The organism is Streptomyces sp. DH12, from assembly GCF_020873895.1.
Classification (GTDB): domain Bacteria; phylum Actinomycetota; class Actinomycetes; order Streptomycetales; family Streptomycetaceae; genus Streptomyces.
Genome location: NZ_JAHWGT010000024.1, coordinates 39673 through 66024 on the forward strand (window position 1 = coordinate 39673; position 26352 = coordinate 66024).

Below are 26352 nucleotides of genomic sequence, written 5' to 3' on the forward strand. Positions count from 1 at the left end.
CAGTGCGGGGCGTACGGGTTCGAGGGGCGCGCGGGCGGCGGAGGGGGCGGTCGGCGGTGGAGCTGGTCATCAGGGACGTGCGCGTCGTCGACGGCACCGGCGGCCCGGCGTACCGCGCGGACGTCGGCGTCGACGGCGGCCGGATCGCCGCGGTGCGCCGCGAGGGCGAGCCGGCGCTGGGCGGCGCGCGCGTCCTGGACGCGGCCGGGCTCGCCCTCTCCCCCGGCTTCGTCGACATGCACGCCCACAGCGACCTCGCCCTGCTCCGCGACCCGGCGCACGAGGCGAAGGTCGCCCAGGGCGTGACGCTGGAGGTGCTGGGCCAGGACGGGCTGTCGTACGCGCCGGCCGACGACCGCACGCTCGGCGAGGTCCGGGCGGCGATCAGCGGCTGGAACGGCGACGGCGCCGACGTGGACCTGGACTGGCGGACCGTCGGCGGCTACCTGGACCGGCTGGACCGGGGTTTCGGCGGCGAGGGCGTCGCCGTGAACGCCGCCTACCTGGTGCCGCAGGGCACGGTGCGCGCGTACGCCGTCGGCTGGACGGACCGCCCCGCGACCGGCGCCGAGCTGGACCGGATGCGGCGGCTGGTGGCCGAGGGCCTGGCCGAGGGCGCGGTCGGGATGTCGTCGGGGCTGACGTACCCGCCCGGCATGTACGCGGACGGCGCCGAACTGGCCGCGCTGTGCCGGGTCGTGGCGGGGCACGGCGGCTACTACTGCCCGCACCACCGCTCGTACGGGGCGGGCGCCCTGGCGGCGTACGCCGAGATGCTGGACCTGGCGCGGGCGACGGGCTGCCCGCTGCACCTGGCGCACGCGACCCTGAACTTCGGCGTCAACGAGGGCCGGGCGCCCGAGCTGCTGGCGCTGCTGGACGCGGCGCTCGCGGACGGCGTCGACGTCTCGCTGGACACCTACCCGTACACGCCGGGCTGCACGACCCTCGCCGCGCTCCTGCCCGGCTGGGCCCACGAGGGCGGGCCACAGGCGCTGCTGGCCCGGCTGCGGGACGACCCGACGGCCGAGCGGATCCGGTACGCGCTGGAGGTGACCGGGTCGGACGGCTGCCACGGCGTGCCGGTCGACTGGTCGACCGTCGAGGTGTCGGGGGTGTCCGACCCCGCGCTGGCGGGGCACGTCGGCACGCGGCTGCCCGGCTGGGCGGCGGCCCGGCGGCTGCTGCTCGCCGACCGGCTCGGCACGTCGGTCCTCCAGCACGTCGGCCACGAGGGGAACGTACGGGCCATCATGCGCCACCGGGTGCACACCGGCGGCTCGGACGGCATCCTGCACGGCGCGAAGCCCCACCCGCGCGCCTACGGGACGTTCCCGCACTACCTGGGGCGGTACGTGCGGGAGCTCGGCGTGCTGTCGCTGGAGGACGCGGTCGCCCGTCTGACGTCCCGCCCGGCGGCGCGGCTGCGGCTGCCGGACCGGGGCCTGGTGCGGGTGGGGTACCGGGCCGACCTGGTGCTGTTCGACCCGGAGGCGGTCGCGGCGGGCGCCACGTTCGCCGCGCCGCGCACCCTGCCGGTGGGGATCCCGCACGTCCTGGTCGGCGGGCGGTTCGCGGTGCGCGACGGGCGGCGCACGGACGTGCTGGCGGGGCGCTCGGTACGCCGCGCGCCCTGACCGCACACCGCGAGGCGCGCCCCGGGCACCGAGCGGCCGGGCGCCGGGCGCCGGGATCGGTCGCGGTGGCCGGTCGCGGGGATCGGTCGCCTGGACCGGTCCGCGGGTGTCGGGGCCGCGGGCGGGCAGTCAGGCGCGGGACGGCTCGCGGTCCTCCGGGCGGCGCGGGGAGGGCAGCCACACGCCGGCGGCGAAGTCCGAGCGGCGCAGCAGCAGCTGCGCGCCGATCGCGCACGCCACGACCGCCAGGGCGAACCCGTAGGCGGGCGTGCGGCCGTCGGGTGCCGTCACGTAGACGAGGCCCGCCGACAGGATGGTGAGCGCACGGCCCGTGCGGCCGTTCCAGGCGGTCGCGGCGAGCAGCGGCACCGCCCACAGGACGTACCAGGGCTGCACCATCGGGGAGAGCGCGACCAGCGCGAGGAGGGCGAGGCCGAGCGCGTGCAGCGGGTCGAGCAGGCGGCGGGCCGTGCACGAGGCGAGGTAGGCGATGAGGGCGAGGGCGAGCGTGAGGCCCATGGCCTGGACGGCGCGCTTGACGGGGTCGGGGTCGGCGCCGGACAGGAAGTACATCGTCTCGCCGAGGGCGACACCGACGTCGCTGGTGAGGGAGAGCGCGGTGTGGATGGTGCCGGCCACGCTCTGGGTGCGCAGCCAGCCGAAGCCGGTGCCGGCGCACAGCGTGGCGCCGACGGCGACGGCGGCGGCCACGGCGCCCGGCCCGGCGACGCCCTTGGCGACCCTCCGTATGAGGGGTCCGGTCGTCTCGCGGCCGACGACGACGCCGATGAAGAGCAGCGCCAGCGCGGCCGGCGACTTGACCAGCATGGCGAGGGCGACCAGGGCGCTGCCCGCGACCCAGCGCCCGCGGCGCACGGCGAGGGCGGTGCCGGCGAGGAGCAGGCCGACCATCAGCCCGTCGTTGTGCAGGCCGCCGACGACGTGGAGGAGGAGCAGGGGGTTGAGGACGCCGAGCCACAGGGCCCCCGCGGTGGAGGCGCGCGGCGCGAGCCGCAGCACGGCCCAGAAGAGCAAGGCGAGCGCGGCGACCGAGAGCAGCCGCAGGGCCAGGACGGCGGGCAGCAGGTGCCCGGCGGTGGCCGCGGCGACCGCCTTGGCGAGGAGGAGGAAGACCGGCCCGTACGGGGCGGGCGTCTCGGTCCAGTGGCCGCCGACGCTCGCCGCCGCGGCCCCGCCGATGCCGCCGGGGTCGAGGACGGACGGCCCGTGGCGGTACACGTCGTGGCCCTCCAGGACCATGGCGCCCTGGGCGACGTAGCTGTACACGTCGGCGCTGTAGAGCGGCGGGGCGAGGAGGAGCGGCGCGGTCCACCACACGAGCGTGACGGCGGTGGACCGGACCCGGACGTGGACGCCGTCGGCGACCAGCCGGCCGTACCGCCACCAGGCGACGACGAGGAGCGTCAGTCCGGCCAGGGCCAGCAGGACGCCGGGGCGGGCCGTGTCGGCGGCGCGCGGGAACCACAGGCCGAAGGGGTCGCGGGCCGGCATCGTGCCGGCCGCCCACCCGCCGAGGGCGACGGCCAGCGAGCCGGCCGCGCCCAGGTGCCTGCAACCGGCGACGCTCCTCAAGGACCACATGACGTGTCAACCTACCCGGGCGGCCGCCGGTCGCTCCCGCCGTGTCCGGATCCGGTCGCGTGACGCCCGTTACGGCTTGGGCAGGGCGCAGCCGGGACGGCCGAGGTCGACGGCGTTGCCGGTGCCGACGCAGGCGGCGACGGTGTGGGTCTGCTGGGCGTAGTTGATGCCGCGGCGGACGGTGACCGTGCCGTTCGCGTCGACCTCGCAGGGGTTGTTGACGGTGCAGCGGCCGCCGGACTCGTTGCCGGTGTTGTTGACGGCGACGACCTTGCCCGTCGCGGTGTCGATCACCGGGGAGCCGGAGGTGCCGCCGACGGTGTCGCAGGCCGGGGTGTAGCGGACGGAGTCCTTCCAGGTCCAGTCGCCCTCCTTGAGGCGGTGGGCGAAGCCGTCGACGGCGCAGGTGTAGACGCGCTTCCAGTAGCCGGAGACGACCGCGATGCCGGCGCCCTGGGCGGGGCGGACGGTGTCGAGTTCGAGGGCCCGGATCCGGTGGCGGTCCTCTATCTGGCGGTAGGTGCTGGTCAGCTGGTACAGGGCGAGGTCGGTGTCGGTCATCGTCGCGTACGCGATCTTGCCGGCCCGGAGGGTGGCGACGCGGGTGCCGGCGGCGTCGAGGAGACCGAAGCTGCGGGTCGAGGGCCGGTTCACGACGACGACGCCGGGGCCGGGCATGCCCGTCTCCAGGCAGTGGCCGTTGGACAGGACCAGCGCGGGGTCGTCGGGGCGCGACTGGGGCAGCCGTACGACGGAGCCGGAGCAGTTGCTGAGCGCCACGGTGCCGGCGAAGCCGACGGCGGCGGGGGCGGGTGCGGGGGCGGTGGAGACGGTGGCGGGGGCGGCGGCGGGCCGGTCGTCCTGCGCCGCCGCCGGGGCGGAGCCGAGGCCGAGGAGCGCCAGGGCGAGCAGCGCACCGGCGAGGGGCTTCTTCATGTGGGGGGTCCCTCCTGTGACGGATGGTCACGCGCATTCTCAGAAATGGGCATGTCCGCGACAAGAGAGGGTTTTCGGCCGCGCCCGTCCCGGCGCCCGCTTCGCCGCCCGCCCCGCCGCCCGTTCGGGCGAGCGGAGGAGCCGCGCCCCCGGCCGCCCCGCGCCCCCGGAGCGAGCGGGGAGCGAGCCCGCGGCCGGGGCGGGACGTGGCACAAAACACGAGGCGCGCCGCCCCCGGCGACCGTAAGCTCGCGGGCATGCAGGTCATCCAGTCCACGAAGCTCGCCAACGTCTGCTACGAAATCCGCGGCCCGGTGCTGGACGAGGCGATGCGGCTGGAGGCGGCGGGCCACCGCGTCCTGAAGCTGAACACCGGCAACCCCGCCGCCTTCGGCTTCGAGTGCCCGCCCGCCATCCTCGAGGACATGCTGCGCAACCTCGGCGACGCCCACGGCTACGGCGACGCGAAGGGCCTGCTCGCGGCGCGCCGCGCGGTCATGAGCCACTACGAGACGCGCGGCATCCCCCTGTCCGTCGAGGACGTCTACATCGGCAACGGCGTCTCCGAGCTCATCCAGATGGCGATGCAGGCGCTGCTCGACGACGGCGACGAGGTCCTCGTCCCGGCGCCGGACTACCCGCTGTGGACGGCCTCCGTGGCCCTGTCGGGCGGCACGCCGGTGCACTACCGCTGCGACGAGCAGGCCGACTGGATGCCGGACCTCGCCGACATCGAGCGCAAGATCACCGATCGCACCAAGGCGCTCGTCATCATCAACCCGAACAACCCGACGGGCGCGGTCTACGACGACGAGATGCTGCGCAGCCTCACCGAGATCGCCCGCCGCCACAACCTCGTGGTCTGCTCGGACGAGATCTACGACAAGATCCTCTACGACGGCACGACGCACACGCCGACCGCCGCCATCGCCCCCGACCTGCTGTGCCTCACCTTCAACGGCATGTCGAAGAACTACCGGGTGGCCGGCTACCGCAGCGGCTGGCTGGCGGTCTGCGGACCGAAGGCGCACGCCTCCTCGTACATCGAGGGGCTGACGATCCTCGCCAACATGCGGCTGTGCGCCAACATGCCGGCGCAGCACGCCATCGCCGCCGCCCTCCAGGGCCGCCAGTCGATCGAGGCGCTGGTGGCGCCGGGCGGCCGCCTGCTGGAGCAGCGCGACGCGGCGTACGAGCGGCTCATCGACATCCCGGGCGTGAGCTGCGTGAAGCCGAAGGGCGCGCTGTACCTCTTCCCGCGCCTCGACCCGGCCGTCTACAAGATCAAGGACGACCGCCAGATGGTCCTGGACCTGCTGCGGTCCGAGAAGATCATGGTGGTGCACGGCACCGGCTTCAACTGGCGCGAGCCCGACCACTTCCGCATCGTGACGCTCCCCAACGCCAAGGACCTCACGGACGCGGTGACCCGCATCGGCACCTTCCTGGACGGCTACGGCCAGCACTGACGGGTGCCGGCGCCGCCGACTTGGGACCGACTCAACTTTAGACTGAATCCAATGTAGGATGGTCTCCTGTCAGTCAGCAGGAGGCCGTCCCCATGTACGAACCGATCCGCACCAAGTCGGTCCACCGGATGGCCGACGACGATCACGACACGTTCCCGCACCGCTCGCGCGAGGAGGAGCTGGACATCCAGCTCGCCGGGCACCTCTCGGCGCTGCTGGCCGTCACCGACGAGCTCGGTGACCCGGCCGCCGAGCGCATCGCCCGGCAGGTGGCCCGGCTGCGCGGCGCCCCGCCGGCCCGGCACGCCGGCCTGACCGGCGCCGGCCCGTCCTCGCTGCACCGCCGCGCCCACGCGCTGGCCGGGCGGGCCCTGGTCGTCGCGGCGTCCCGCGCCGACACCGCCGCCGCGATCCTCGCCGCCGAGCGCATGGACGCGCACGCCGCGGCGCTGGGCGAGGACAGCCTGGTCGGCGCGCCCTGACGCCGACCGGCACGCCCTGACGCCGGTCGGCGCCCCTTGACGGCCCCGGTCCGCGACCGCCACAGGTTCGCGGACCGGGTTGCCACCCTTCCCTCCCGACGCCTCTGCGCCCACGCGCCGCCGCGCACAGGCCCGTGCCCCGCACACAGGCCCGCGCCCCGTGCGCCGGCCGGCGCCACCCCCGCGACCCCGCGCACGCGCACGGAAAAGACCCCCGGAACGACGCCGATGTCGTTCCGGGGGCCGTCAGCCGCGGCCGGCCGGGATGACTCCACAGGTCAGGGCGTTGTCGTACGGCCCGGCCGCGGGTCCGGGGGCGGGCCGCTCAGCCCAGGCGCTCGACGAGCGCGCGGTACTCGTCCCACAGTTCCTTCGGGGTGTGGTCGCCGAAGGTCTCCAGGTGGGCCGGGATCAGGGCGGCCTCCTCGCGCCAGACCTCGGGGTCCACCTTCAGCAGGAAGTCGAGGTCCTCCTCGGGCAGGCCGAGGCCGTCGGTGTCCAGGGCCTCCCGGGTCGGCAGGACGCCGATCGGCGTCTCGACGCCCTCGGCGCGGCCGTCGAGGCGCTCGACGATCCACTTCAGGACGCGGCTGTTCTCGCCGAAGCCGGGCCACACGAACCGGCCCGCGTCGTCCTTGCGGAACCAGTTCACGTAGTAGATCCTCGGCAGCTTCGACGCGTCCGCGTCCTTGCCGACCTTGATCCAGTGGGCCATGTAGTCGCCCATGTTGTACCCGCAGAACGGCAGCATCGCGAACGGGTCGCGGCGCAGCTCGCCGACCTTGCCCTCGGCTGCGGCGGTCTTCTCGGAGGCGACGTTCGCGCCGAGGAAGACGCCGTGCTGCCAGTCGAACGACTCGGTGACCAGCGGGACCGCGGAGGCGCGGCGGCCGCCGAAGAGGATCGCCGAGATCGGCACGCCCTTGGGGTCCTCCCACTCGGGCGCGATGATCGGGCACTGTGCGGCGGGCACGGTGAAGCGGGCGTTGGGGTGGGCGGCCGGGGTGCCGGACTCGGGTGTCCAGTCGTTGCCCTTCCAGTCCGTGAGGTGCTCGGGCGCCTTCTCGGTCATGCCCTCCCACCACACGTCGCCGTCGTCGGTGAGCGCGACGTTGGTGAAGACGGCGTTGCCCCAGAGGGTCTTCATGGCGTTGGCGTTGGTGTGCTCGCCGGTGCCGGGCGCGACGCCGAAGAAGCCGGCCTCGGGGTTGATCGCGTAGAGGCGGCCGTCCTCGCCGAAGCGCATCCAGGCGATGTCGTCGCCGATCGTCTCGACGGTCCAGCCGGAGATCGTGGGCTCCAGCATCGCGAGGTTCGTCTTGCCGCACGCGGAGGGGAAGGCGGCGGCGACGTACTTGGACTCGCCCTGCGGCGGGGTCAGCTTCAGGATCAGCATGTGCTCGGCCAGCCAGCCCTCGTCGCGGGCCATGACGGACGCGATGCGCAGGGCGTAGCACTTCTTGCCGAGCAGGGCGTTGCCGCCGTAGCCGGAGCCGTAGGACCAGATCTCCCGGGTCTCGGGGAAGTGGGAGATGTACTTCGTGCTGTTGCACGGCCACGGCACGTCGGCCTGGCCGGGCTCCAGCGGGGCGCCGAGGGTGTGCACGGCCTTGACGAAGAACCCGTCCTCGCCCAGCTCGTCCAGGACGTCCTGGCCCATGCGGGTCATGGTGCGCATGGAGACGGCCACGTACGCGGAGTCGGTGATCTCGACGCCGATCGCGGAGAGCGGCGAGCCGACGGGGCCCATGCAGAACGGCACCACGTACATCGTGCGGCCGCGCATCGCGCCGCGGAAGATGCCCCGCTCGCCGGCGAAGAGCTCCTTCATCTCCGCCGGGGCCTTCCAGTGGTTGGTCGGGCCGGCGTCCTCCTCCTTCTCGGAGCAGATGAAGGTGCGGTCCTCGACGCGCGCGACGTCGGTCGGGTCGGACGCGGCGTAGTACGAGTTCGGGCGCAGCGTCGGGTCCAGCTTCCGGAAGGTGCCCTTGGCGACGAGCTCCTCGCACAGGCGCTCGTACTCGGCCTCCGACCCGTCGCACCACACGACTGCGTCGGGCTGGGTGATCGCTGCGATCTCGTCGACCCAGGCGACGAGCGCCTGGTGCTGGGTGGGGGCCGGGGTGCTGGGAGCCGCGTTGTCGCGCGCCACGGTTGCTCCTTGTTGAGGGGTTTGTGGTTGTTGCCCCGTGGGGGCTGCGACCCGGACGCTGCGCTGCACTGCTACCCCTGGCGCTCATCCGGTGCCGACCGCACTCATTTGATCATCCGACGTGGACGCCCATATGTCCAGAGGGCCTCTCACGTGAGCATCGCCACTTGTGTCCGGTGCGAGGTGGGGCCACCTACGGGGGCGTAGGTAGCATTCCGTCATGACCGCCGCCGCCGTGACCAACGAGACCGACGCCGACACGACGACGACCGCCGAGCTGCTCAAGCCGCTGCTACGGGGGTGGTTGCACGCCGCGATGTTCCCCGTCGTCCTGGTCGCCGGACTCGCCCTCACGGCGCTCGCCGACTCCACGCGCGGCCGGCTCGCCTGCGCCGTCTACACGCTCACCGCCTGCCTCCTCTTCGGCATCAGCGCCCTGTACCACCGGGGCGACTGGGGGCCGCGCGCCACGGCGGTGCTGCGCCGGCTGGACCACGCCAACATCTTCCTGATCATCGCGGGCACGTATACCCCGCTGACGCTGCTGCTCCTCCCGGGGTCCACCGGCCGGGTGCTGCTGTGGGCCGTCTGGGCGGCGGCGGTGGCGGGCATAGCGTTCCGCGTCTTCTGGGTCGGCGCCCCCCGCTGGCTGTACACGCCGTGCTACATCGCGATGGGGTGGGTGGCCGTCTTCTTCCTGCCGGACTTCCTGCGGACGGGCGGCGTCGCGGTCCTCGTCCTGGTCGTCGTCGGCGGGCTCCTCTACAGCGCCGGCGGCGTGGTCTACGGCATCAAGAGGCCGAACCCCTCACCCCGCTGGTTCGGCTTCCACGAGGTGTTCCACCTGCTCACGCTGGCCGCGTTCATCACGCACTACGTGGGCATCTCCCTGGTGGCCTACCGCCATACGTAGGCCCTGCCCGACAGTCCCCGGCAAGGCGGTCCCGCCCCCGTATGTCGTCGGGGCGTCGCAGGTGAAGTGGCGGCACACGTACGCCGCGGGCCGCCCGTCGACCAGGGGCCGGTCGCGCAGCAGCGGGAACTCCTCGCCGTCCGGCTCCCCCACGGCGACCACCGCGCCCGGCGCCGTGCCGAGCAGCGCGGCCCGGTGCAGCGCGCGGGTGGCGTCCTCGCCGCGCGGACCGGCGACCGCGATCTCCCGCGGGCCGTCCAGCAGCGCCTCCGCCACCGCCAGCCCCCAGCCGACGAACCGGGGCGCGCGGGGACCCAGCGCCCGCACCACGCCGAGTGCCTTCTCCGCGGCGGTCCGGTGGGCCTCCGAGCCGGTCTGCGCCGCGTACGACAGCAGCGCCCCGGCCGCGGCGGTCCACCCGGACGGCGCGGCGTTGTCGGTGGGGTCCTGCGGGCGGCGGATCAGCGTCTCGGCGTCGTGGGCGGTGTCGTACAGCTGCCCGCCCTCGCCGGTGAAGCGGTCCAGCACGTGGTCGAGGAGGAAGCCCGCGAAGTCCAGCCAGACGCCCTCGCCGGTGACCGCCGCCAGCGCGAGGAAGCCCTCCGCGACGTCCCCGTAGTCCTCCAGCACCCCGGCGTTCGCGCCGCGCCGCCCGTCCCTCGACGTCCGCGCGAGCCGCCCCGCCTCGTCGAGGTGGAGCCGCACCAGCAGGTCGGCGGCCTCGGTGGCCCGCTCGACGAGGTCGGGCCGGTCGAAGTACGCGCCGGTCTCGGCGAGCGCGGCGACGGCCAGGCCGTTCCACGCGGCGACGACCTTGTCGTCGCGTCCGGGCCGGGCCCGCTCCGCGCGCGCCGCGAGCAGCCGCTCGCGGATCCGGCCGAGCCGCTCGGCGTCCACCGGCCCGGCGTCCCGCGGCAGCCGCAGCACGGAGGCGCCCTCCTCGAAGGTGCCCTCCTCGGTGACGCCGTAGTGGTGGGCGGCGTACGCGGCGTCGTCCTCGCCCAGCACCTCGCGCAGCTGCGCGGGCGTCCACACGTAGTACGCGCCCTCGACGTGCCGGCCCGTGCCGTCGTCGGAGTCCGCGTCCAGCGCGGACGCGAAGCCGCCCTCCGCGGTGCGCAGCTCGCGCACCATGAAGTCGGCCGTCTCCAGGGCGACCCGCCGGGCGAGGTCGCTCCCCGTGGTCCGCCACAGGTGCGCGTAGGCACGGCACAGCAGGGCGTTGTCGTACAGCATCTTCTCGAAGTGGGGCACCACCCACTCGCGGTCCACGGAGTACCGGGCGAAGCCGCCGCCCAGCTGGTCGTAGATGCCGCCGCGCGCCATCGCCTCGCACGTGTCGGCGGCCATCTCCAGGGCGCCCTCGGCGCCGGTGCGGGCGTGGTGGCGCAGCAGGAACTCCACGGTCATCGACGGCGGGAACTTCGGCGCCCCGCCGAAGCCGCCGTGCTGCTCGTCGTACTCCCGGGTGAGGCCCAGGAGCGCCTGGGCGAGCTCCTGCTCACCGGGCACGCCCTCGCCGGCGACCGCGAGCGACCGGCCGGACAGCTCGCGCACGATGTTCCCCGCGACCTCCCCCACCTCGTCGCGCCGGTCCCGCCAGGCCACCGCGACGCCCTCCAGGACCTGCCCGAAGGACGGGGACCCGTGGCGCGGCTCGGGCGGGAAGTACGTACCGAAGTAGAAGGGCTCGGCGTCCGGGGTCATGAAGACGGTCATCGGCCAGCCGCCGTGCCCGGTGGCGGCCTGCACGGCCTCCATGTACACGGCGTCCACGTCGGGCCGCTCCTCGCGGTCGACCTTGACGGGGACGAAGTGCTCGTTGAGGTAGGCCGCGGTCTTCTCGTCCTCGAAGGACTCGTGCGCCATGACGTGGCACCAGTGGCACGCCGAGTACCCGACCGACAGCAGAACGGGCACGTCCCGCCGTCGCGCCTCCTCGAACGCCTCCGGCGTCCAGGGCCACCAGTCGACGGGATTGGAGGCGTGCTGGAGCAGGTAAGGCGACGTCGCGGTCGCGAGTCGGTTCATACCGCCATCGTCGCACGATCAAGCCCTTCCGACCTACGGCATCTGCGACTCCGGCCGGACCCCTCATCTCAGCGGACCAACGCTGCCTCGCAACGATTCGCATCACCACGCCTGACGCGTGCAGCGCACGCCCGCGACCGTGCGCACGAGCGAGAGAGCAGCGGGGCACGAATACCTTCGCCACCAGGGACTGGAGGGGATCCCGAGGTACCAGGTCGCCTGATACCCCAGGACGCTGCCGAGCAGGCCCGCCATGGAGGAGCACAAGGCAGCTCGCACGGACAGGCTCGCTGACGGGACACCACACGGAGCACAGCTCCGGTATTGCGGGCTGGACAGCGCGAGGGCACCTGCCGCTCAGCGCACGCCATTGCTCACGACCAGCCGACCGACGCAACAGCCGAGCGGTCGTGGCGGGCAGATAGACTTCAGCCCCATGAGCACCCCAGGAACACAGATTGACCCTCTCGATGGCGTCCGCATCCTGGACCTTTTCGCCGGTCCCGGTGGCCTTGATGTGGCCGCACACTTCCTGGGGTACAAGAGTATCGGCATCGAATGGGATCGGAACGCTTGCGAAACCCGTTACGCGGCCGGCCTGCCGACGATCCACGCCGATGTCAGCGTCATGCGTCAAACACGTTTCGACGAGATCCCCCAGTCAGTGGACGTGTTGGCCGGCGGGCCCCCGTGCCAGTCTTTCTCCGTGGCGGGGCGTGGTGCCGGAAGGGCAGCGCTCGAAACCGTGAAAGAGTTCATCCGCCGACTCGTCTCCAGCGAGGAAGAATCCCGGATCGATGAGGACCTGCACTCCCTCAACGTGGATCCACGCACCGCACTGGTGTTGGAACCCCTCCGCTGGCTCCTCAAGGCAATAGAGACGGACGGCCGTGACCCGTACAGAGTCATCGTCCTGGAACAGGTGCCGGCGGTCCTGCCCTTGTGGGATGTCTACGCCCAGCTTCTGCGCAGTGGCGAAGGACGACTCCGAGGCGTCAAGTATGACGCGGACTGCTGGGAATTGAAGACCGAACAATTCGGAGTCCCACAGACACGCACTCGAGCGGTGCTCGTCGCGCGCCTCGTAGGCTCCGGCGCCGTCTCACCACCCGACCCGACAAACCGCCCCTTCGACGTACGTCGCAGAGGGAGTAATACGGGCCAGACGGAAGCATTCCAGACCAAATCCTCCGCCAAGGACACCTGGGTCTCCATGGCAAAGGCGCTCGATGCCGCTGACGCCCTGCCAGAATCGTCAGTCGACATGTCCAGGTTCCGTACCGAGGGTGACACAAAGTTCTTCGTCGTATCCAACTACGGATCGAACGGCGACCCCAAAAAGCGCGGTCGGCGGCTTTCCTCCGAACCCGCTTTCACCGTCACCGGCAAGGTGTCCCGCAACAAGATCTTCAGGACTCAGGCAGATTTCGACGAAAACAGATTCGACCGTTTCACGATCGCTGAGTCCGGGGTCCTTCAGACCTTCCCGCACAACTTTCCCTGGTCGGGCAACGACCAGGCGCAGCAGGTCGGAAACGCCGTGCCACCCCGGCTCGGCATGCACGTCCTCAGCAGTGCCCTGAGCGGTACTGCTCCGTCGAAGGCTCAGCTGGCGGACTCGACTACCTGGCGGGAGGTGAGCCCCGAACTGACCGCTCGACTCCGTGACATCGGGTGCGGTGACCGAACCCGATGCCCCGAGGGCAGCCATAAGGTCAGCCGGGCTCGCCGGAAGCCCGCCCTCTGACCGACACGTCGGCGAACAGTTCCTCGAAGTGGGCGACCAGGTACCGCACCGCGTCGTCCGGCACCCCTTCCTCCTCCGGTCCGTCCGGCAAGGTGTTCCGCGGAGCAGGCAGAGCGGAAGCCGCTCCCTCGATCCACTCACGCACTGCTTCTCCGTCGCGATCGACGTCGGGGGCGATGACGTCGTACATCAGGGTGACCGCTGCGGCGTTGATCGCCGGCATCAACGCATTAACCTCTCGCCCGGTCCGCACCGTGCCCCGCTCCAGGAGCCGAACCAGGGCCTGAGCGGTCGGGCGGTGGTCGATGACATCGAGCCGCACCGCGGAATTGAGCATGTCCTGATTTCCGCAGGCGACGACGACGGGCCGGTAGTCCGGGCCGTCACGGAACAGCTCGGCTGTCCACCAGAGCCTGGCGAATGCCTGCTTGTAGTGCGGACCGACGAACCTGTCCCGGGCCACGGCACGGGGTGACCCGTCAGCCCTCGGGTCGGGCAGGTGACGCCACACGACGTAGTCGGGCGCCACTCCGAGAGCCAGGTAGGTCCAGAAACCCTTCTCCGCGGCTTCCCTCCGCGTCAGCCGAAGGGTTTCGTGGAGCCTCGGCGCCAACCAGGCATCCGCAGCCGTCGGGCGTTCGGAGCGGAACATGTCCATTGCGTCGTCGATCAGGTCCCGGACACGGTACAACTCCGCTCGCACGTCATCACCGGGCAGCGGCTCCGCCGCCTTGTTCAGGGCGATGGAACGTACGTCGTCTTGCCCCGCGAGAACCCCAGCCGTCAGGTACTCGGCAGCCTGCGCATCGGAGATCAGAGCAAGCAGCTCCGGCAGGTGCTCCGGTCGGGAAGTCACGCGTGGGCCTCCTGCTCGAACCGTTCGATATCACGGACAACAGAAGTCAAGGCCTTGGGGACATCGGCTCGACGAGCCGCGGCGTACTGGATCCGTGGTTGCATATCGGCCCATCCCCCTTCGCCGACACGCCTGTTGTGAACTTCGCGCAGGGCCGCCTCGGCCGATCGCCCGGGCACGATGTCCGGCAGCATCTCGCGGAGCACCGCGCCTCGCCAGTCCGGCGGGAAGAGCGGCGTCCCGTCCTCCTCGACCTCCAAGTCTCCCATGGCCGTATGGAACACCGCCGTCCACACCTCCGCACACATCTGCGCCAGCAGCATTTCGCCCACCATGGTCTCCATCTTCGAACCCGGGCTCTGGACGAGTGCCGCGAACCCCTCAAAGTCGGAGTTCAGACGCACAGCCGGAATTCGTCCGGAGATGTCCACTATCCAGGGGACTTCCCTGAAGGGCCTCAACCACTCCTTGCCGCGAGCAAAACTGACAGCGGTGACGTCCAGTTCGCGGTCCCTCAGCGGCGCGTCGGAGATCACGTCGACGAGCCACTCCTTCTCGGTGGACCCGATGATCCTGCCCACCACACCACCCACCGTGGCAATCACATACACGGTGAGGGACGCCCGGTCGACGTGGCTGTCCCGGTCGAGTTCGACTTCCCCGGTCCACTCCTGACCGCCCTCGGCTCCGGGCGTCAGGCGAGCGACCGTTCGGGCGTTGGTGCTGCCCTCCGTCAGTACGGCGACGACGGCGATGTCCGACCAGTGCTTCCTCGTCTCGATCTCCCGCGCAGGCACCGACACCGCAAGTGACAGCCTGGCCGTGTGCCAGTCGTCCCGCTCTGCCATGCCGAGCGCGACGACCTGCTCGACCACCGACCATGCACGGGACTCCAAGTGCTCGCGGCTGTCGCCCGGACCGCGCAGTCGGACCGCGGTGACCCTGGTCGTCACCGGACCGGTCAACCGTGGATAGGCGTAGGCTTTCACGCCTCGGCCTCCTTGCTCTCCTGAAGTTCGACGACGAGTCCGGCCAGCCCCGCTCGTACCGGATGCGTCGACGCGTCGGTGACGCCGCGGAACACCGCGCGGCGCACCCCCGGCGCGAAGCGCAGCACGCCGTCGACCAGTTCACAATTGCTGACGGCGGCGAGCTCGGACCATCGAACCAGCGGCTTCGGACCCGAACGCACTTCCACCTTCGCCACGGGGCTCATGGCCCACTCCTCCTCCCCCGGCGACACTTTGACCACAGCCGTAATCCGCCAGGCACCGGACGAGTCGATAACTGCTTCCAGATCATCGAGCCTGGGCGGCGTCGCCGTACCCCGGGCCTTGACGGCTGGCTTCCCCGAGATCCTCAGTCGTCTGCTCACCCTGCTTGTGCCATCGCGCTTGTCCTTCTTGGCGACCGCCACAAGCTGTTGCACCGCCTTGTTGATCTCCCATGTCATCGCCGCGATCCGACGGTGCGCCGAGGGCGAGTAGCGCGTTCTCAGTTCGTCAGTCTGACCCCACTTGTTGTGCTCCGGCGGCTCCGAGGCACGTAGGAACTCCTCCGCCTCGACGGCGAACGGTGCGTCCTCTCCCGCCGCCCGGCCCGCGAGCAGCACGGCCTGGAACGGGTTGGTCCCAAGCGGGAGCCCCGGCACCCGGCTGGTCCTGACCGTCATGCGGTTTCCGCGCATGGCGGTCACCTGATTGATCTTGCCATCTGCGTCCGTGGCATCGGTGACCAGCAGCACCGCTCGGTGCTCGCCCGCCGTGTCGGCGATGCCCTCCCGCTCGGGGAGGTTCAAGCGCACCGTGGTGAGAGCCACCTGCCCCGCACCGGTGAGCCGGTCCACCGTGGTACCGGCGAGGAATGCCTGGAGTGCGCGGGTACGAGCGGGCTGGTGCAGCTGGGGATCGACCCGCTCCTCCGCGATGTGCGCCACACCGTTGCGCAGCGTTCGGACCGACGCCTCCAGAAGCGGGGAACGGTCCCCTCCGTCCGTCATCGCGGCCCAGAAGTTACGTCCCAGCGCACCGACCAGACGCTGGTGCATGCGTTCCAGGCTGTCTTCGTCGTCACTCGGGTCTCCGGCACCTTCCGGTCCGGCACCAACGAGGCTGGCCACGTCGTGCGCCCCCACGATCAGGAAGGATGTCCCGGAGTCGTCGTGCTCCCTCGTGAGGTGCAGGCGTTCGGCCGTCTCCTCGTCCGCCCACCAGGATCGGACGACGCCGGTGTTCTCCGCCGCGGGGTCGGGCTGCCCGAGCCAGGCGGGACCCGCGAATCTCTCACCGGCCACCTCCCGCCACGGCAGGTCGAGCCGTCCGATCAACCGGCGCCTGGTGCGTCCCTCGTGTGGTTCGGAGAGCGTCGAGTTCATGAGCACGAGGCCGAGCCGACTGGTGGCCCACAGGGTCGCCTTCCCGAGGCCGTACGAGCCGCCGGCCGAGGCGTCCGCCTTCCGGCTGTCGAGCTGACGTCGGACCACGGCGGCGAACCGGCCGTCCTCGTAGTCGTCGCCGGTCAGGCCGCTCGCGTTGTAGTCGTCGATGCGGAGCAGGACCAGCCGCTCACGCTCGGACATCTCGCGCAGCCCTGTACTGATGACGCGTCCGACCTTTTGGTCCTGTGCGGAGGCAGCCTCGTAGTGCGGCCTGAGGTCGTCCCAACGGATCGCGTCGCGGAATCGGGCCAGATGGTCCCCGGTCAACTCGTGAAGTGTGTACCGAACCCTGACCGGACGGTCGTTTCGCCGATCACGCTCGTCCAAACTGTTCTGTGTGGCTTCGCGTGCCAGTACCTCCAGATCCGCCTCGAAAGCGAACGCGGCCGCATTGCCGAACTCCCGCCCACCGTCCTTGTGACCGGGACGGTGGTACCAGACAGGCGGCACATCGACGCTACCCGAGGAATCGTCCGGTGTAGTCGGTGACACAGGCACCCTGAAGTCCGCGACATCGACACCGTGCTCGCCTGTCGGCCCGGCCGTCTGCGGACCGGCCTTGGTCTCCTTCGAGGTCACCCTTTCCTCTTTCCCCTTGGAACTGCGCTTCGCATCCACTTCGCCTACCGCGCCGCGACGCCCTCGAGTCCCGCCCTGGGCGGCCTGTTCGAGGGCCGCCCGCTTCGCGGCCGCCTTCGACCGCCGCCGTTCGGAAGCGGCATTGTCGGGGCAGAGGCCAAGCAGGATCCTGAGGTCCTTCAGCACCCTGCTCTCGATCTGCCGAATGCGCTCCCGTGAAACATTGAACCGCTTGCCGATATCGTCCAGGGTCCATTGCCGACCGTCGATGAATCCGAACCGCAGAAACAGCACCTCCCGGTCCCGTTTCGCCAGTCCGCACTCCTCGAACCATTGCAGGAGTTCCTGGCGTTGGAACAACGGCCGAAGCGCGTGCTCCGGCCCTGGGACCGATGCCGTATCGACGACCAGCAACTCCCCGAGCGTCACACCCTCACCGGCGGGCTGGTCCATCGAGAAGACCGACCGCCCACCGAGCCGCATATACTCGTTTACCTTTTCCAGCGGCAGGTCACATGCGAGCGAGAGATCGAGAGCGGTGGGCTGGAGTCCCCGCTCGAGGAATTCCCGCTCCCTCCGCCGGAGCTTGTCGATCTCGGTGCATACGTGAACCGGAAGCCGAATAACCGACCCTTCGTCGGCCACTGCGCGAGTGATGCGCTGACGGATCCACCAGGTGGCGTAGGTCGAGAACTTGCACCCGACGGAGATGTCGAACTTTTCCACGGCCCGGATCAGGCCGATCACGCCGTGCTGCACGAGATCCTCGTGGTCGGGGTGATCCGCCCGGTAGCCCAGCGTCAGTACAGTCTTCACAACCAACCGGCGGTTGTGGGCGATCAGCGCGGAAAATGCCTGATACGGCTCGCCGTCGCGTGCGAGAGTAGCGACGTAGCCCTCCGGCAGGTCCTCCTCCGCCGCGATGCCGTCGCGGAATAGCAGGGAGAGACCCACCTCCTCCTCCGCGTTCAACAGATGCACGTCCGGATTCAGGCGTCTTCGATCGGCGCGGAGCACAGCCCGGGCCCGACGGCGGGCCGCTCCCAGGTCGTGGACACGCACCGTACCCCGGAACTGGTCGAGGTCCGGAGTCTCCTCCTCGACGCCCGATGGGGCGGCGCCCTCCACGACCTCGACGAACACCGCTTCGGACCGTTCCCCGGGCCCGGACCCGAACCGCTTCCCCTCGTCGTGGGCGGAGTCCACCCGGCTCCTGGCAACCGACTCCCACAGGTCGACAGCTTGTTCCTCGTCCAGGCGCGCAGCCATCACCACCTGTGCCAGCGCGGATCTGGCGTCCGCCCCTTCCGCTTGGAACCGACCGATCAGACCAACGAGGAAGGCCCGGTCGAGGTCATGAATCCGCTCACCGGATGCACCACCGCTCACCATGATCACCTCGCCCACTCGTCCGTGTCCGTCCGTAGTCCACCACTCAACCGACCGCTACTGCCACCACTCTTCGCCACAGCCCGCACCCCGGGGCCGGAAGTCGGTATGTTGAAGATCAGCAGGGTGAGGGTGGGGAGAGTTGATGCGGATCGTCCCGAGTGGGATCTCGAACAGCACGCGCAGCCAGGCGGAGCGCAGCGTCTTCGCGGCGCTCAAGGCGATCCCGGACACCCAGAGCGTCGCGCTGCACTCGGTCCACCTCCCACGACATGCCCGGAAGCGAGTCGGCGAGATCGACTTCGTCGTCATCATGCCGGAGCTGTTGCTCTTCATCGAGGTCAAGGGCGGCCGGGTCCGCCAACAGGACGGCAAGTGGTACTACGGGCCGTCCAGTGCCAACGAGCGACCCGGCGAGAGCCCCTTCGCCCAGGCGAGCGGGGGCATGCACTCGTTCGAGCGACAGCTTGGCGAGCGCGTCGGCGATCTGCGCACGCTCAAGGTCCCGAGTGGGTACCTGGTGATCACGCCGGACGTCGACCTCGACCGGACCACTGAGTTCGAGCCGGAACAGTATTTGGGCAGCAGGGCCTACGCTGGCGGCCGCGGGTTGGCCGAGGGCATCGCCCGGGCCACCCGCTTCTGGCGCACACGCAACTCGTGGGCCGAGAGCACCGTACCGGCACCGCTTCGCGCGAGAATACTCAAGGCGGTGCGCCCGGACTTCGACCTCGTACCGAACCTGCGCGCCCGGCTGACAGACCTGGATGTGGCCTTCGAGCGCCTCACCGAGGAACAGCTGGACAGGCTCGACGAGCTGGAGTCGAACCCGCGCCTCGTCTGGACCGGGGGCGCCGGCACCGGCAAGACTTTTCTGGCGGCCGAGGCCGCACGACGCAGCTCCGCCACCGGCAGCGTCCTCTTCACCGCCGCTAGCCCCACCCTGACCAGCCATCTGGCCCGGATCCTTTCCGACCACCCGGTCACCGTTCTGCCGTTCGATCGGTTGGCGGAGGTCCAGGGTCGGACCTTCGACCAGCTGGTCGTCGACGAGGCCCAGGATCTGATGACCTTCGACAGGCTCGGTGTCCTGGACAGTCTGTCGGCGGGCGGACTCGAACGGGGTCGATGGATCTTCATGTTGGACCAGAACAACCAAGTGCTCTCCCCGACTACCTTCGACCCCGAGGCATGGGATTACCTGCGTGGCATAAGCACGGTGTACGGGCCGATGAAGCGCAACTGCCGCAACACCGTGCAGATCGTCAAGGAGGTTCAGGCGTACACAGGCGCCGATCTGGGTGTCGCCTCGGCCGGTGAAGGGGAGCGTCCCTTCTTTCAAAACGTCCGGGACGTGCGTGACGAGGCCGTGCTCCTTGACGCCTACGTGAACGACCTGCTGCAGCAGGAGGTCTCGCCGCAGGACATCACCCTGCTGTCGGTCGCGGGCAACTGGGAGTCGAGCTCCGCCCGCTTCTCCCAGCGCGCGTCCAAGATCGAACGCTTCACCGACGTGGTCGGCTCCGCTCGTACCAGGCGCAGACTCACCTGGTCGTCCCTCGCCGACTTCAAAGGACATGAGAACCACGTCGTCTGTCTTATCGATTTCGAGCCTCAGCACTTGGACGGCCGGCTCGATGCGTTGTACGTCGCCTGTACCAGGGCTCGGGCGCAGCTCTGGATCGCCTGTCGGCCAGGTGTCAGGAAACGGCTCGGCGATCTGGGAGTGGCCGTGATCACCCGCGGGGGAGCACCGAAGTGACCGACGCCGAGCCGTCACTCTCCGCCTACCGGAATGCCTACGTTTCCTACCTCCGCCGCCAGCTGGTGGGTCCTGGACCCGAGGAGGAGGAACACCTCGTCGATCCGCCGGACCGCCGGTATCTGATGGGCACGCTGTATCCGCGCGGCTCCTCCATGCTCGAACACGCGGCGGCGGAGGGAGAGGAAAGCTTTGACGAGTCCGAGGCCGGGTCGGGCGAGGAGGATGGCTTCGCCGACGATCCGGTCGCCGAGGCCAATGCCTGGCTCCCCTCCTCCCTCGGCTTCTCCTTCTTCACCGACGCCCGTCGGATCGAGATCGTCTGCGAGGCCTCGCGCTACCTGACACTCCGTGAGGGAGGTCGCCGCAGCTGGAAGCGCCAGCCGCGGCTCTCGACGACCGAGACCGTGGAGCTCGGATCCGACTCTCCGGTCACTTGCTTGGATGGACACGGCCTGCTCCACGTCCGCTGGCGCAGCTTCGGCGCCGGGCACCTCGTCACCTGTGTGCTGTCCAACGCGCACAAGGAAGAGGAGAGCCGCCACAAGGACCGGGAGTTGATGCTTTTCCAGGTGTCGCTCCGCGCTACCACGAGCGACGGCACCGTGCTCGAGTACCCGAGCACCCGCCTCAACAGTCGAGACCAGGAGGAGCAGGAACTGCGCGTCCAATACCGGCACATCATCACCCGTGCCGTGGGGCACGGATGTGCCGTCGTGTGGGACGACAGCTCCGGCCCCGTGACCGCCCTGCGTACGGAGGTCATGCCGGAACAGGTTGTCGCGCACATCAAGCCCGACGGTCCCCGGGACCTTCCGGTCCTCAACCTCGCGCACCTGTCGAATCCCGACCTCACGGTCGAGGATCTGCGGGAGGGGCTCACCTCGTTCGTCCTCGGGTACCACGAGTGGTTCGAGACACAGCAGTCCAAAGCCGAGTCGTTGCCGAGGTGGGCAGCCGCTCCCGCCGGGCGCCTGCTGGGGCGGATCGGCGCGGCGCTCGACCGGATGACCGCCGGAGTGACCGCCCTCACCTCGTCGACGCCCACCGGGGAGCTGGCACGGGAAGCCTTCCGCCTGGCCAACCGGGCCATGGCGCTTCAGATGCTCCACAGCCGCCCCGAGCTGGCGGGCACTCGCAGGCGCAGGAACAGCGAAGTGGTCGAGCTCACCGAGCCTCCCACCGACTACGCCTGGCACCCGTTCCAGCTTGCCTACTTCCTGCTCGTGGTCGAGAGCCTGATGATCCCGGAACATGAGGACCGGCGGACGGTCGACCTCATCTGGTTCCCGACCGGTGGCGGCAAGACCGAGACCTACCTGTTCACCGCCTGCTTCGAGATCCTCCGCCGTCGGCTCCAGTATGGTGCCGCGGGCGGAGGCACGGCGGTGCTGAGCCGGTACACGCTCAGCCTGCTGACCACGCAGCAGTTTCAGCGCACGGCCACCGCGATTTGCGCGCTGGAGTACATAAGAGCCGGGCACGACGGTGGGGTGCGCCGTGACCTCGGACAGGAACCCATCAGTATCGGGCTTTGGGTCGGCCAAGAGACGACACCGAACAGGATCTCCGCCGCTGAGCAGGAACTCGACACCCTGAAGCAGTCGCCCGAGCCGGACGACCGCTTCCTGCTCGAGCGCTGCCCCTGGTGCGGCACAGAGATAGTCCCTGAACGCAGCGGTCGTGGAGAGGACTTCGGCATCCACGCAGACGGGGGCGAGACCTGGTTCTTCTGTCCACGGCGGTCGTGCGTCTTCCACGATCGGCTGCCTGTCACCGTGGTGGACGAGCAGATCTATCGGGAACCGCCGACCTTCGTGCTCGGCACCGTGGACAAGTTCGCACGCCTGGCTTGGGAGTCCGAGGCCGGTAATCTCTTCGGCAGGGACGGCAGGCGCGCGCCTTCACTGGTGATCCAAGACGAGCTGCACCTGCTGGCGGGTCCGCTGGGTACCACGGTCGGACTGTACGAATCCGCCATCCTCGAACTCTGCTCCTGGCAGGGCACGGCACCCAAGGTCATCGCGTCCACGGCGACGATCCGGCGCTCGCAGGACCAGATCCAACGCCTCTATGGTCGCCCCGTACAACTGTTCCCACCCGCGGGTCTCGAGGCGGGTCACTCCTATTTCGCCTCACCCGACGATGAGAAGCCCGGGCGCCTGTACGTCGGCGTGATGGCCCAGGGGCACACCGCTTCCACGGCGACCGTCCACGTGGGCGCCGCCGGCCTCCAGGCGCCGATGGACCTGGGAGACGACGAGGTGCGGAGGGACGCCTACTGGACCATGGTGGCCTACCACAACAGCCTGAGGGAGCTCGGCCGGACGGTCACGATCGCGCGAGACGACATCCCCGCCCGGTTGGAGCACCTGACCAAGGACGAATCTCGCCGCCGCCGGCTGGACGACGACTCGGTGGTCGAACTCACCAGCAACGTACCGCGAGCCGACCAACCGCGGCTGCTCGATCGGCTGGGAAGGCGGTTCGGGGAACAGGGCAGTGTGTCATTCCTCGCCACCACCAACATGCTGTCGGTCGGTGTCGACGTTCCCCGGCTCGGTCTGATGCTCATGAACGGACAACCGAAGACCACTTCCGAGTACATCCAGGCCACCAGTCGCGTGGGCCGACGCGACGTACCGGGACTGATCGTGACGTTGTTCCGATCGACCAAGCCTCGCGACCGCTCCCACTACGAGTCGTTCGGCGTCTACCACCGTTCGCTCTACCGGCACGTCGAACCCACCAGCGTCACCCCTTGGTCGCTCCCGTCCCGCGATCGCGCCTTGCATGCCGTCCTCACCATTCTCGTGCGCCACGGGATCGGGCTCGCCGCCGAGAACAAGGCCGGGGAGGTCCTGGAGCACATGGACGAGGTCGCCCGGATCCGGGATCTCATCGTCGATCATGTCCGGCGTGCCGACCCGGACGAGGCCGAAGCCACTGCGGAGCACTTGGACAGACGGATCGACGAGTGGCAGCAGGAGGCGGAGAGCGCGCGGGGCGAAGGCCGGCGACTGTACTACCGTCCCCAGGGGCGCGCATACAGCTCCCTCCTGACCGACTTCGGCAAGCAGGAGGGCCTGTGGGAAACGGCCCAATCGATGCGCAATGTCGACCGCGACTGCCTCGTCGTGGTCAGGGGAGCGTGAACGCTGTGAGGGACATCCGCCGCAAGGTCCGCAGGACGCAGACGATCGTCCCGTTCGGAGTGGGCGGGATCATCGACCTCCGAGGCGAATCCTTCGTGGCCGCGGACACCCGGAGCTGGGCCAGGACCGCCGAGCCGGTGGACTCCCCCCGGCTTGCGGCGAAGCTGCGAGTGGACGGATTCCGCTCGGCTCCCGTCATCCCGGCGGGGAAGGCGGCCTACACGAGCCGCAGCGGACCCACGTACGTGCGTTTCCCGAAATGGCTCTTCTGCCCCGTCTGCCGAGCGATGGCGTTCTGGAGGACCTCACTTGAGGAAAAGGACCGGGTTCCCACCTGTGGGCGCTGCCCAAGCAGGCCGAAACTGGCGCCCATGCGTTTCATCCAGGTCTGTCGGGCCGGCCACCTGGCCGACATCAACTGGTTCCGCTGGGCTCATTCTGCGAGCGAAGGGCACGATCAACGACAGTGTCGGTCCGGCCGGCTCCGGTTCCTCGCCACTCCCGACTCGTCCGGTCTCGAAGCCCTGCACGTCGTGTGCGAGACCTGCCACGCCCGGCGGGATCTCGCGGGGATCAGCTACAAGGACGTCCTGCGGAAGTTGGGGATGAACTGCCGCGGGACTCATCCTTGGCAGGACGACACCGACGAGCCGGATCCTTGTGAGGAGGCCCCACAGGCTGTACAGCGCGGTGCCGCCAACGTCTACTTCCCGGTCGTCCACTCCGCCATCGACATCCCGGCGCCGAGCAGCCCGTCGGAGCACGACCCCGCCACCCAGGCGGTCGTCAACAGCAGCTTTTGGCTCAACTACCTCAGTCACTACGGCAGTCCGATCGCCGACCATTTCCGGGCCATCATCGCCGCCGAGTCCGGGGTCTCCGAGGAGTTCGTCGAGGCTATCGGGCGCCGCACCTCCGACCGGGGCGCCCCGTCCTCGCCGTTCGGCTCGGACGAGCACCTCAGTATCGCCGAATGGGCGGCCTTCTCCAATCCGGAGTCCGTGCCCGCGTCGAAGACGTTCTCCGTGCGCCGGACACGTCTCGACATCGACGGCACCGCCCCTCCCTCGATGCTGGAGTTGAACCGGAGGGTCGCCTCCGTCGTCGTGGCGGACAGGGTCCGCGAGGTTCGAGCGCTCGAAGGCTTCTCCCGCTACGAACCCCACTCCGGCGACAACGACGAGGGCGGTCGCCTGGTCTCGGTCGACACCGCGAGAAGGGCAAAGTGGCTGCCTGCCGTGGAGACTTACGGCGAAGGGATCTTCGTCTCCTTGGATGAGGAACGCCTGCGGGCCTGGGAGCGGCTCGAGCCGGTCCGCCTCTGGACTCGACGGATCGAGCGGGACCTCGACGCCTCGTTCAAGGTCGACCGCCTGAGGGACAAATCGGGCCCGGTGCTGCTGCCACGTTTCGTCATGCTGCACACGCTGGCCCACCACTTCATCCGTCAGCTGTCCTACGACAGCGGCTACAACGCGGCATCGTTGCGAGAGCGCGTCTACGCCCGAAGCCACCCCACAGAAAGCACCTATCCGCCGCAGACCGGCGTGTTCATCTACACGGCCGCCGGGGACACCGAGGGGACACTCGGCGGGCTCGTCCGCCAGGGGCGGCCACCCTATCTGGCGGAAACCCTGATCCGCTTGCTCGAATCGGCCCAGTGGTGTTCACAGGATCCACTGTGCGCCGACTCGACGGGCCGGTCGCTGGCCAACCTGAACCGCGCGGCCTGCCACGCTTGCACCCTGCTACCGGAGACCTGCTGCGAAATCGACAACTCCCTCCTGGACCGGACTCTGCTGATCGGCGACAGTGAGGTTCCCGGCTTCTTTCAAGAGGTCCTGCGCGCGGCCATGATGGAGTCGGCCGAGGCAGCGGAAGGGCCATGAGATTCCCTTCACTGCTTGAAATCGGGGACGACCAGCGAAAGGTGGTCGAACTTCCATTCCGGGGAAGTCATGTCGTCACCGGTGCTCCCGGTGGGGGAAAGACCGTCACGGCCGTCTACCGCGCGTGGGCGCTGGCCACGGTGGGCCGGGAGGTCGTCCTCCTCACCCGATACAACCTTCTTCACCAGTACATCGCGCAACTCGCCCCGGAGCTGACCGGCAGTCCCCGTGTGACTACGACTGCCCGGTGGCTCAATGCCCTGTGGCGGGAGAAGTTCGGAAGTGACCCGCCACGGTCCGCCGAGGACGAGCGGCGCTACGACTGGGTCGAGATGCAGCGGAGCTGCATTCTGCAGGGCGTCACGGTCACGGCCTCTCTCGTCGTCGACGAAGGCCAAAACCTTCCGCCCGGTTTCTACCGCCTCTGCCGCCTCCTCAAAGCCGATGTCACGGTCTTCGCGGATGAAAACCAACCCATCGGCACTGAGGAGTCCACTCTGTCCGAGGTCTGTCGAATACTCGGCGCACCGGCTGCCCCATTGGAACTGCGGCACGATCACCGAAGCAGCCGCGAGATAGCCGTGCTGGCGTCGGAGTTCCGCATGGAGAGCCGAACCAGGTTCTTGCTGCCGAAGCGCTCCGGCAACCTGCCAGTCGTCATGCGAACTCACTCCCTCGACGGGCTCCTCACCGGGATTGCGCAGTACTTCAACGCCCATCAGGACCGAAGCATCGGAATCATCTGCAGGTCGGGCCGGATGATCCGCGAGATCCAGGGCGGGCTGGCGTCCCGTGGGCTCGCCAAGAAGACCCAGGCCTATGTCTTCGACGACCGCTACCGGAACTCCATGGACTTCTCGACCCATCCCATCCGGATCGTAAGCACGGCGAGCGTGAAGGGCTTGGAGTTCGACAGCGTCTTCGTTCCCGACCTGGACAGCTACACCGAGGACCCGACCGGTGTCGAGGCACGCCTCCGCTTCCTCGTACTCTGCACCAGAGCCCGCGAGGATCTGCACTTCGCTCATCGCGGGACGGACGAGCCCCCCATTACGGCAGCAATACCCGAGGCCCTGCTGGCACGTCACCACGGCTGACGGAGGCGCTCCCTCCAGCTTCGCGTTCGCGAATCGCAGCGATCCTACCACCCTAGACGACCTGTTCAGCGGCTTCCAGGCCGACACCGAAGCGAACAACATCTTCGAGACCTGTCAACACTCGATCAGCGACCCGACTATCCGCGCTGCCGCCGTCGGGCTCTACTCAAGGAGCTGGAGTCACCCGCACCTCCATGACCACCGAGATGGTGGCATCCA

The 26352-nt window shown here is 69.8% G+C and carries 14 protein-coding genes and 3 pseudogenes; 9 read left to right on the forward strand and 8 right to left on the reverse strand.

Annotation, left to right across the window (positions count from 1 at the left end; translation table 11 throughout):
* The first annotated feature begins 56 nt into the window (after positions 1 to 56).
* On the forward strand, positions 57 to 1637 hold the full coding sequence (locus tag LPA54_RS21970; RefSeq protein ID WP_228980439.1) for an amidohydrolase family protein: 1581 nt from the start codon (positions 57 to 59) through the stop codon (positions 1635 to 1637).
* 129 nt (positions 1638 to 1766) lie between these two features.
* Here LPA54_RS21970 and mptB read toward each other — a convergent pair whose 3' ends face one another.
* Both mptB and LPA54_RS21980 read right to left on the reverse strand, forming a co-directional pair.
* The gene (mptB, locus tag LPA54_RS21975; protein WP_228980440.1) at positions 1767 to 3239 is read right to left on the reverse strand and encodes a polyprenol phosphomannose-dependent alpha 1,6 mannosyltransferase MptB; all 1473 of its coding nucleotides are present in this window, start codon (positions 3237 to 3239) and stop codon (positions 1767 to 1769) included.
* 69 nt (positions 3240 to 3308) lie between these two features.
* A complete protein-coding gene (locus tag LPA54_RS21980; protein WP_228980441.1) occupies positions 3309 to 4175 on the reverse strand; it encodes a serine protease in 867 nt (288 codons plus the stop codon).
* Positions 4176 to 4432: 257 nt separating this feature from the next.
* Between LPA54_RS21980 and LPA54_RS21985 the strand changes: the two genes are divergently transcribed.
* Both LPA54_RS21985 and LPA54_RS21990 read left to right on the forward strand, forming a co-directional pair.
* Positions 4433 to 5644 carry a pyridoxal phosphate-dependent aminotransferase gene (locus tag LPA54_RS21985; protein WP_228980442.1) on the forward strand — a complete coding sequence of 404 codons (1212 nt, stop codon included), beginning with the start codon at positions 4433 to 4435 and terminating at the stop codon, positions 5642 to 5644.
* A 92-nt stretch (positions 5645 to 5736) separates the two neighbouring features.
* Positions 5737 to 6126 carry a hypothetical protein gene (locus LPA54_RS21990; RefSeq protein WP_228980444.1) on the forward strand — a complete coding sequence of 130 codons (390 nt, stop codon included), beginning with the start codon at positions 5737 to 5739 and terminating at the stop codon, positions 6124 to 6126.
* A gap of 325 nt (positions 6127 to 6451) precedes the next feature.
* Here LPA54_RS21990 and LPA54_RS21995 read toward each other — a convergent pair whose 3' ends face one another.
* Entirely contained in the window at positions 6452 to 8278 is a 1827-nt protein-coding gene (locus tag LPA54_RS21995; RefSeq protein ID WP_228980445.1) for a phosphoenolpyruvate carboxykinase (GTP), read from the reverse strand.
* Positions 8279 to 8498: 220 nt separating this feature from the next.
* Here LPA54_RS21995 and LPA54_RS22000 point away from each other — a divergent pair, with 220 nt between their 5' ends.
* Positions 8499 to 9191, forward strand: coding sequence for a hemolysin III family protein (locus LPA54_RS22000; RefSeq protein WP_228980447.1), 693 nt, complete (start codon positions 8499 to 8501; stop codon positions 9189 to 9191).
* Positions 9192 to 9233: 42 nt separating this feature from the next.
* On the opposite strand, the pseudogene LPA54_RS22005 reads toward LPA54_RS22000, so the two are convergent.
* Positions 9234 to 11222 (reverse strand): annotated as a pseudogene (locus tag LPA54_RS22005) (thioredoxin domain-containing protein); the annotation flags it as partial.
* A 436-nt stretch (positions 11223 to 11658) separates the two neighbouring features.
* Here LPA54_RS22005 and LPA54_RS22010 point away from each other — a divergent pair.
* Entirely contained in the window at positions 11659 to 12969 is a 1311-nt protein-coding gene (locus tag LPA54_RS22010) for a DNA cytosine methyltransferase (RefSeq protein WP_228980450.1), read from the forward strand.
* Here the strand turns inward: LPA54_RS22010 and LPA54_RS22015 are convergent.
* The 4 genes and pseudogenes from LPA54_RS22015 to LPA54_RS22030 form a co-directional block, all read right to left on the reverse strand.
* Positions 12938 to 13825 carry a DUF6339 family protein gene (locus LPA54_RS22015; RefSeq protein ID WP_228980453.1) on the reverse strand — a complete coding sequence of 296 codons (888 nt, stop codon included), beginning with the start codon at positions 13823 to 13825 and terminating at the stop codon, positions 12938 to 12940. The two genes, LPA54_RS22010 and LPA54_RS22015, sit on opposite strands and share 32 nt — an antisense overlap.
* Positions 13822 to 14814 carry a hypothetical protein gene (locus LPA54_RS22020; protein WP_228980455.1) on the reverse strand — a complete coding sequence of 331 codons (993 nt, stop codon included), beginning with the start codon at positions 14812 to 14814 and terminating at the stop codon, positions 13822 to 13824. Before LPA54_RS22020 ends, LPA54_RS22015 begins: the two co-directional genes overlap by 4 nt.
* Positions 14811 to 16712: pseudogene (locus LPA54_RS22025) on the reverse strand (transcriptional regulator); the annotation flags it as partial. The pseudogene LPA54_RS22025 and the gene LPA54_RS22020, both read right to left, overlap by 4 nt.
* Before the next feature lie 309 nt (positions 16713 to 17021).
* Positions 17022 to 18233 (reverse strand): annotated as a pseudogene (locus LPA54_RS22030) (RNA polymerase sigma factor RpoD/SigA); the annotation flags it as partial.
* Positions 18234 to 18375: 142 nt separating this feature from the next.
* Between LPA54_RS22030 and LPA54_RS22035 the strand changes: the two are divergent.
* Genes LPA54_RS22035 through LPA54_RS22050 form a run of 4 tightly spaced genes read left to right on the forward strand, consistent with a single transcriptional unit; the run spans position 18376 to position 26133 of the window.
* Positions 18376 to 19992 (forward strand): nuclease-related domain-containing DEAD/DEAH box helicase, encoded by a 1617-nt coding sequence (locus tag LPA54_RS22035; protein WP_228980457.1) that lies wholly within the window; start codon positions 18376 to 18378, stop codon positions 19990 to 19992.
* Positions 19989 to 23147 carry a helicase-related protein gene (locus LPA54_RS22040; RefSeq protein ID WP_228980462.1) on the forward strand — a complete coding sequence of 1053 codons (3159 nt, stop codon included), beginning with the start codon at positions 19989 to 19991 and terminating at the stop codon, positions 23145 to 23147. Before LPA54_RS22035 ends, LPA54_RS22040 begins: the two co-directional genes overlap by 4 nt.
* Positions 23148 to 23152: 5 nt before the next feature.
* Positions 23153 to 25036 (forward strand): DUF1998 domain-containing protein, encoded by a 1884-nt coding sequence (locus tag LPA54_RS22045; RefSeq protein WP_308112883.1) that lies wholly within the window; start codon positions 23153 to 23155, stop codon positions 25034 to 25036.
* Complete coding sequence (locus LPA54_RS22050) at positions 25033 to 26133, forward strand: DNA helicase (protein WP_228980463.1); 1101 nt, start codon at positions 25033 to 25035, stop codon at positions 26131 to 26133. The genes LPA54_RS22045 and LPA54_RS22050 overlap by 4 nt, the downstream gene beginning before the upstream one ends.
* Positions 26134 to 26352 lie beyond the last annotated feature (219 nt).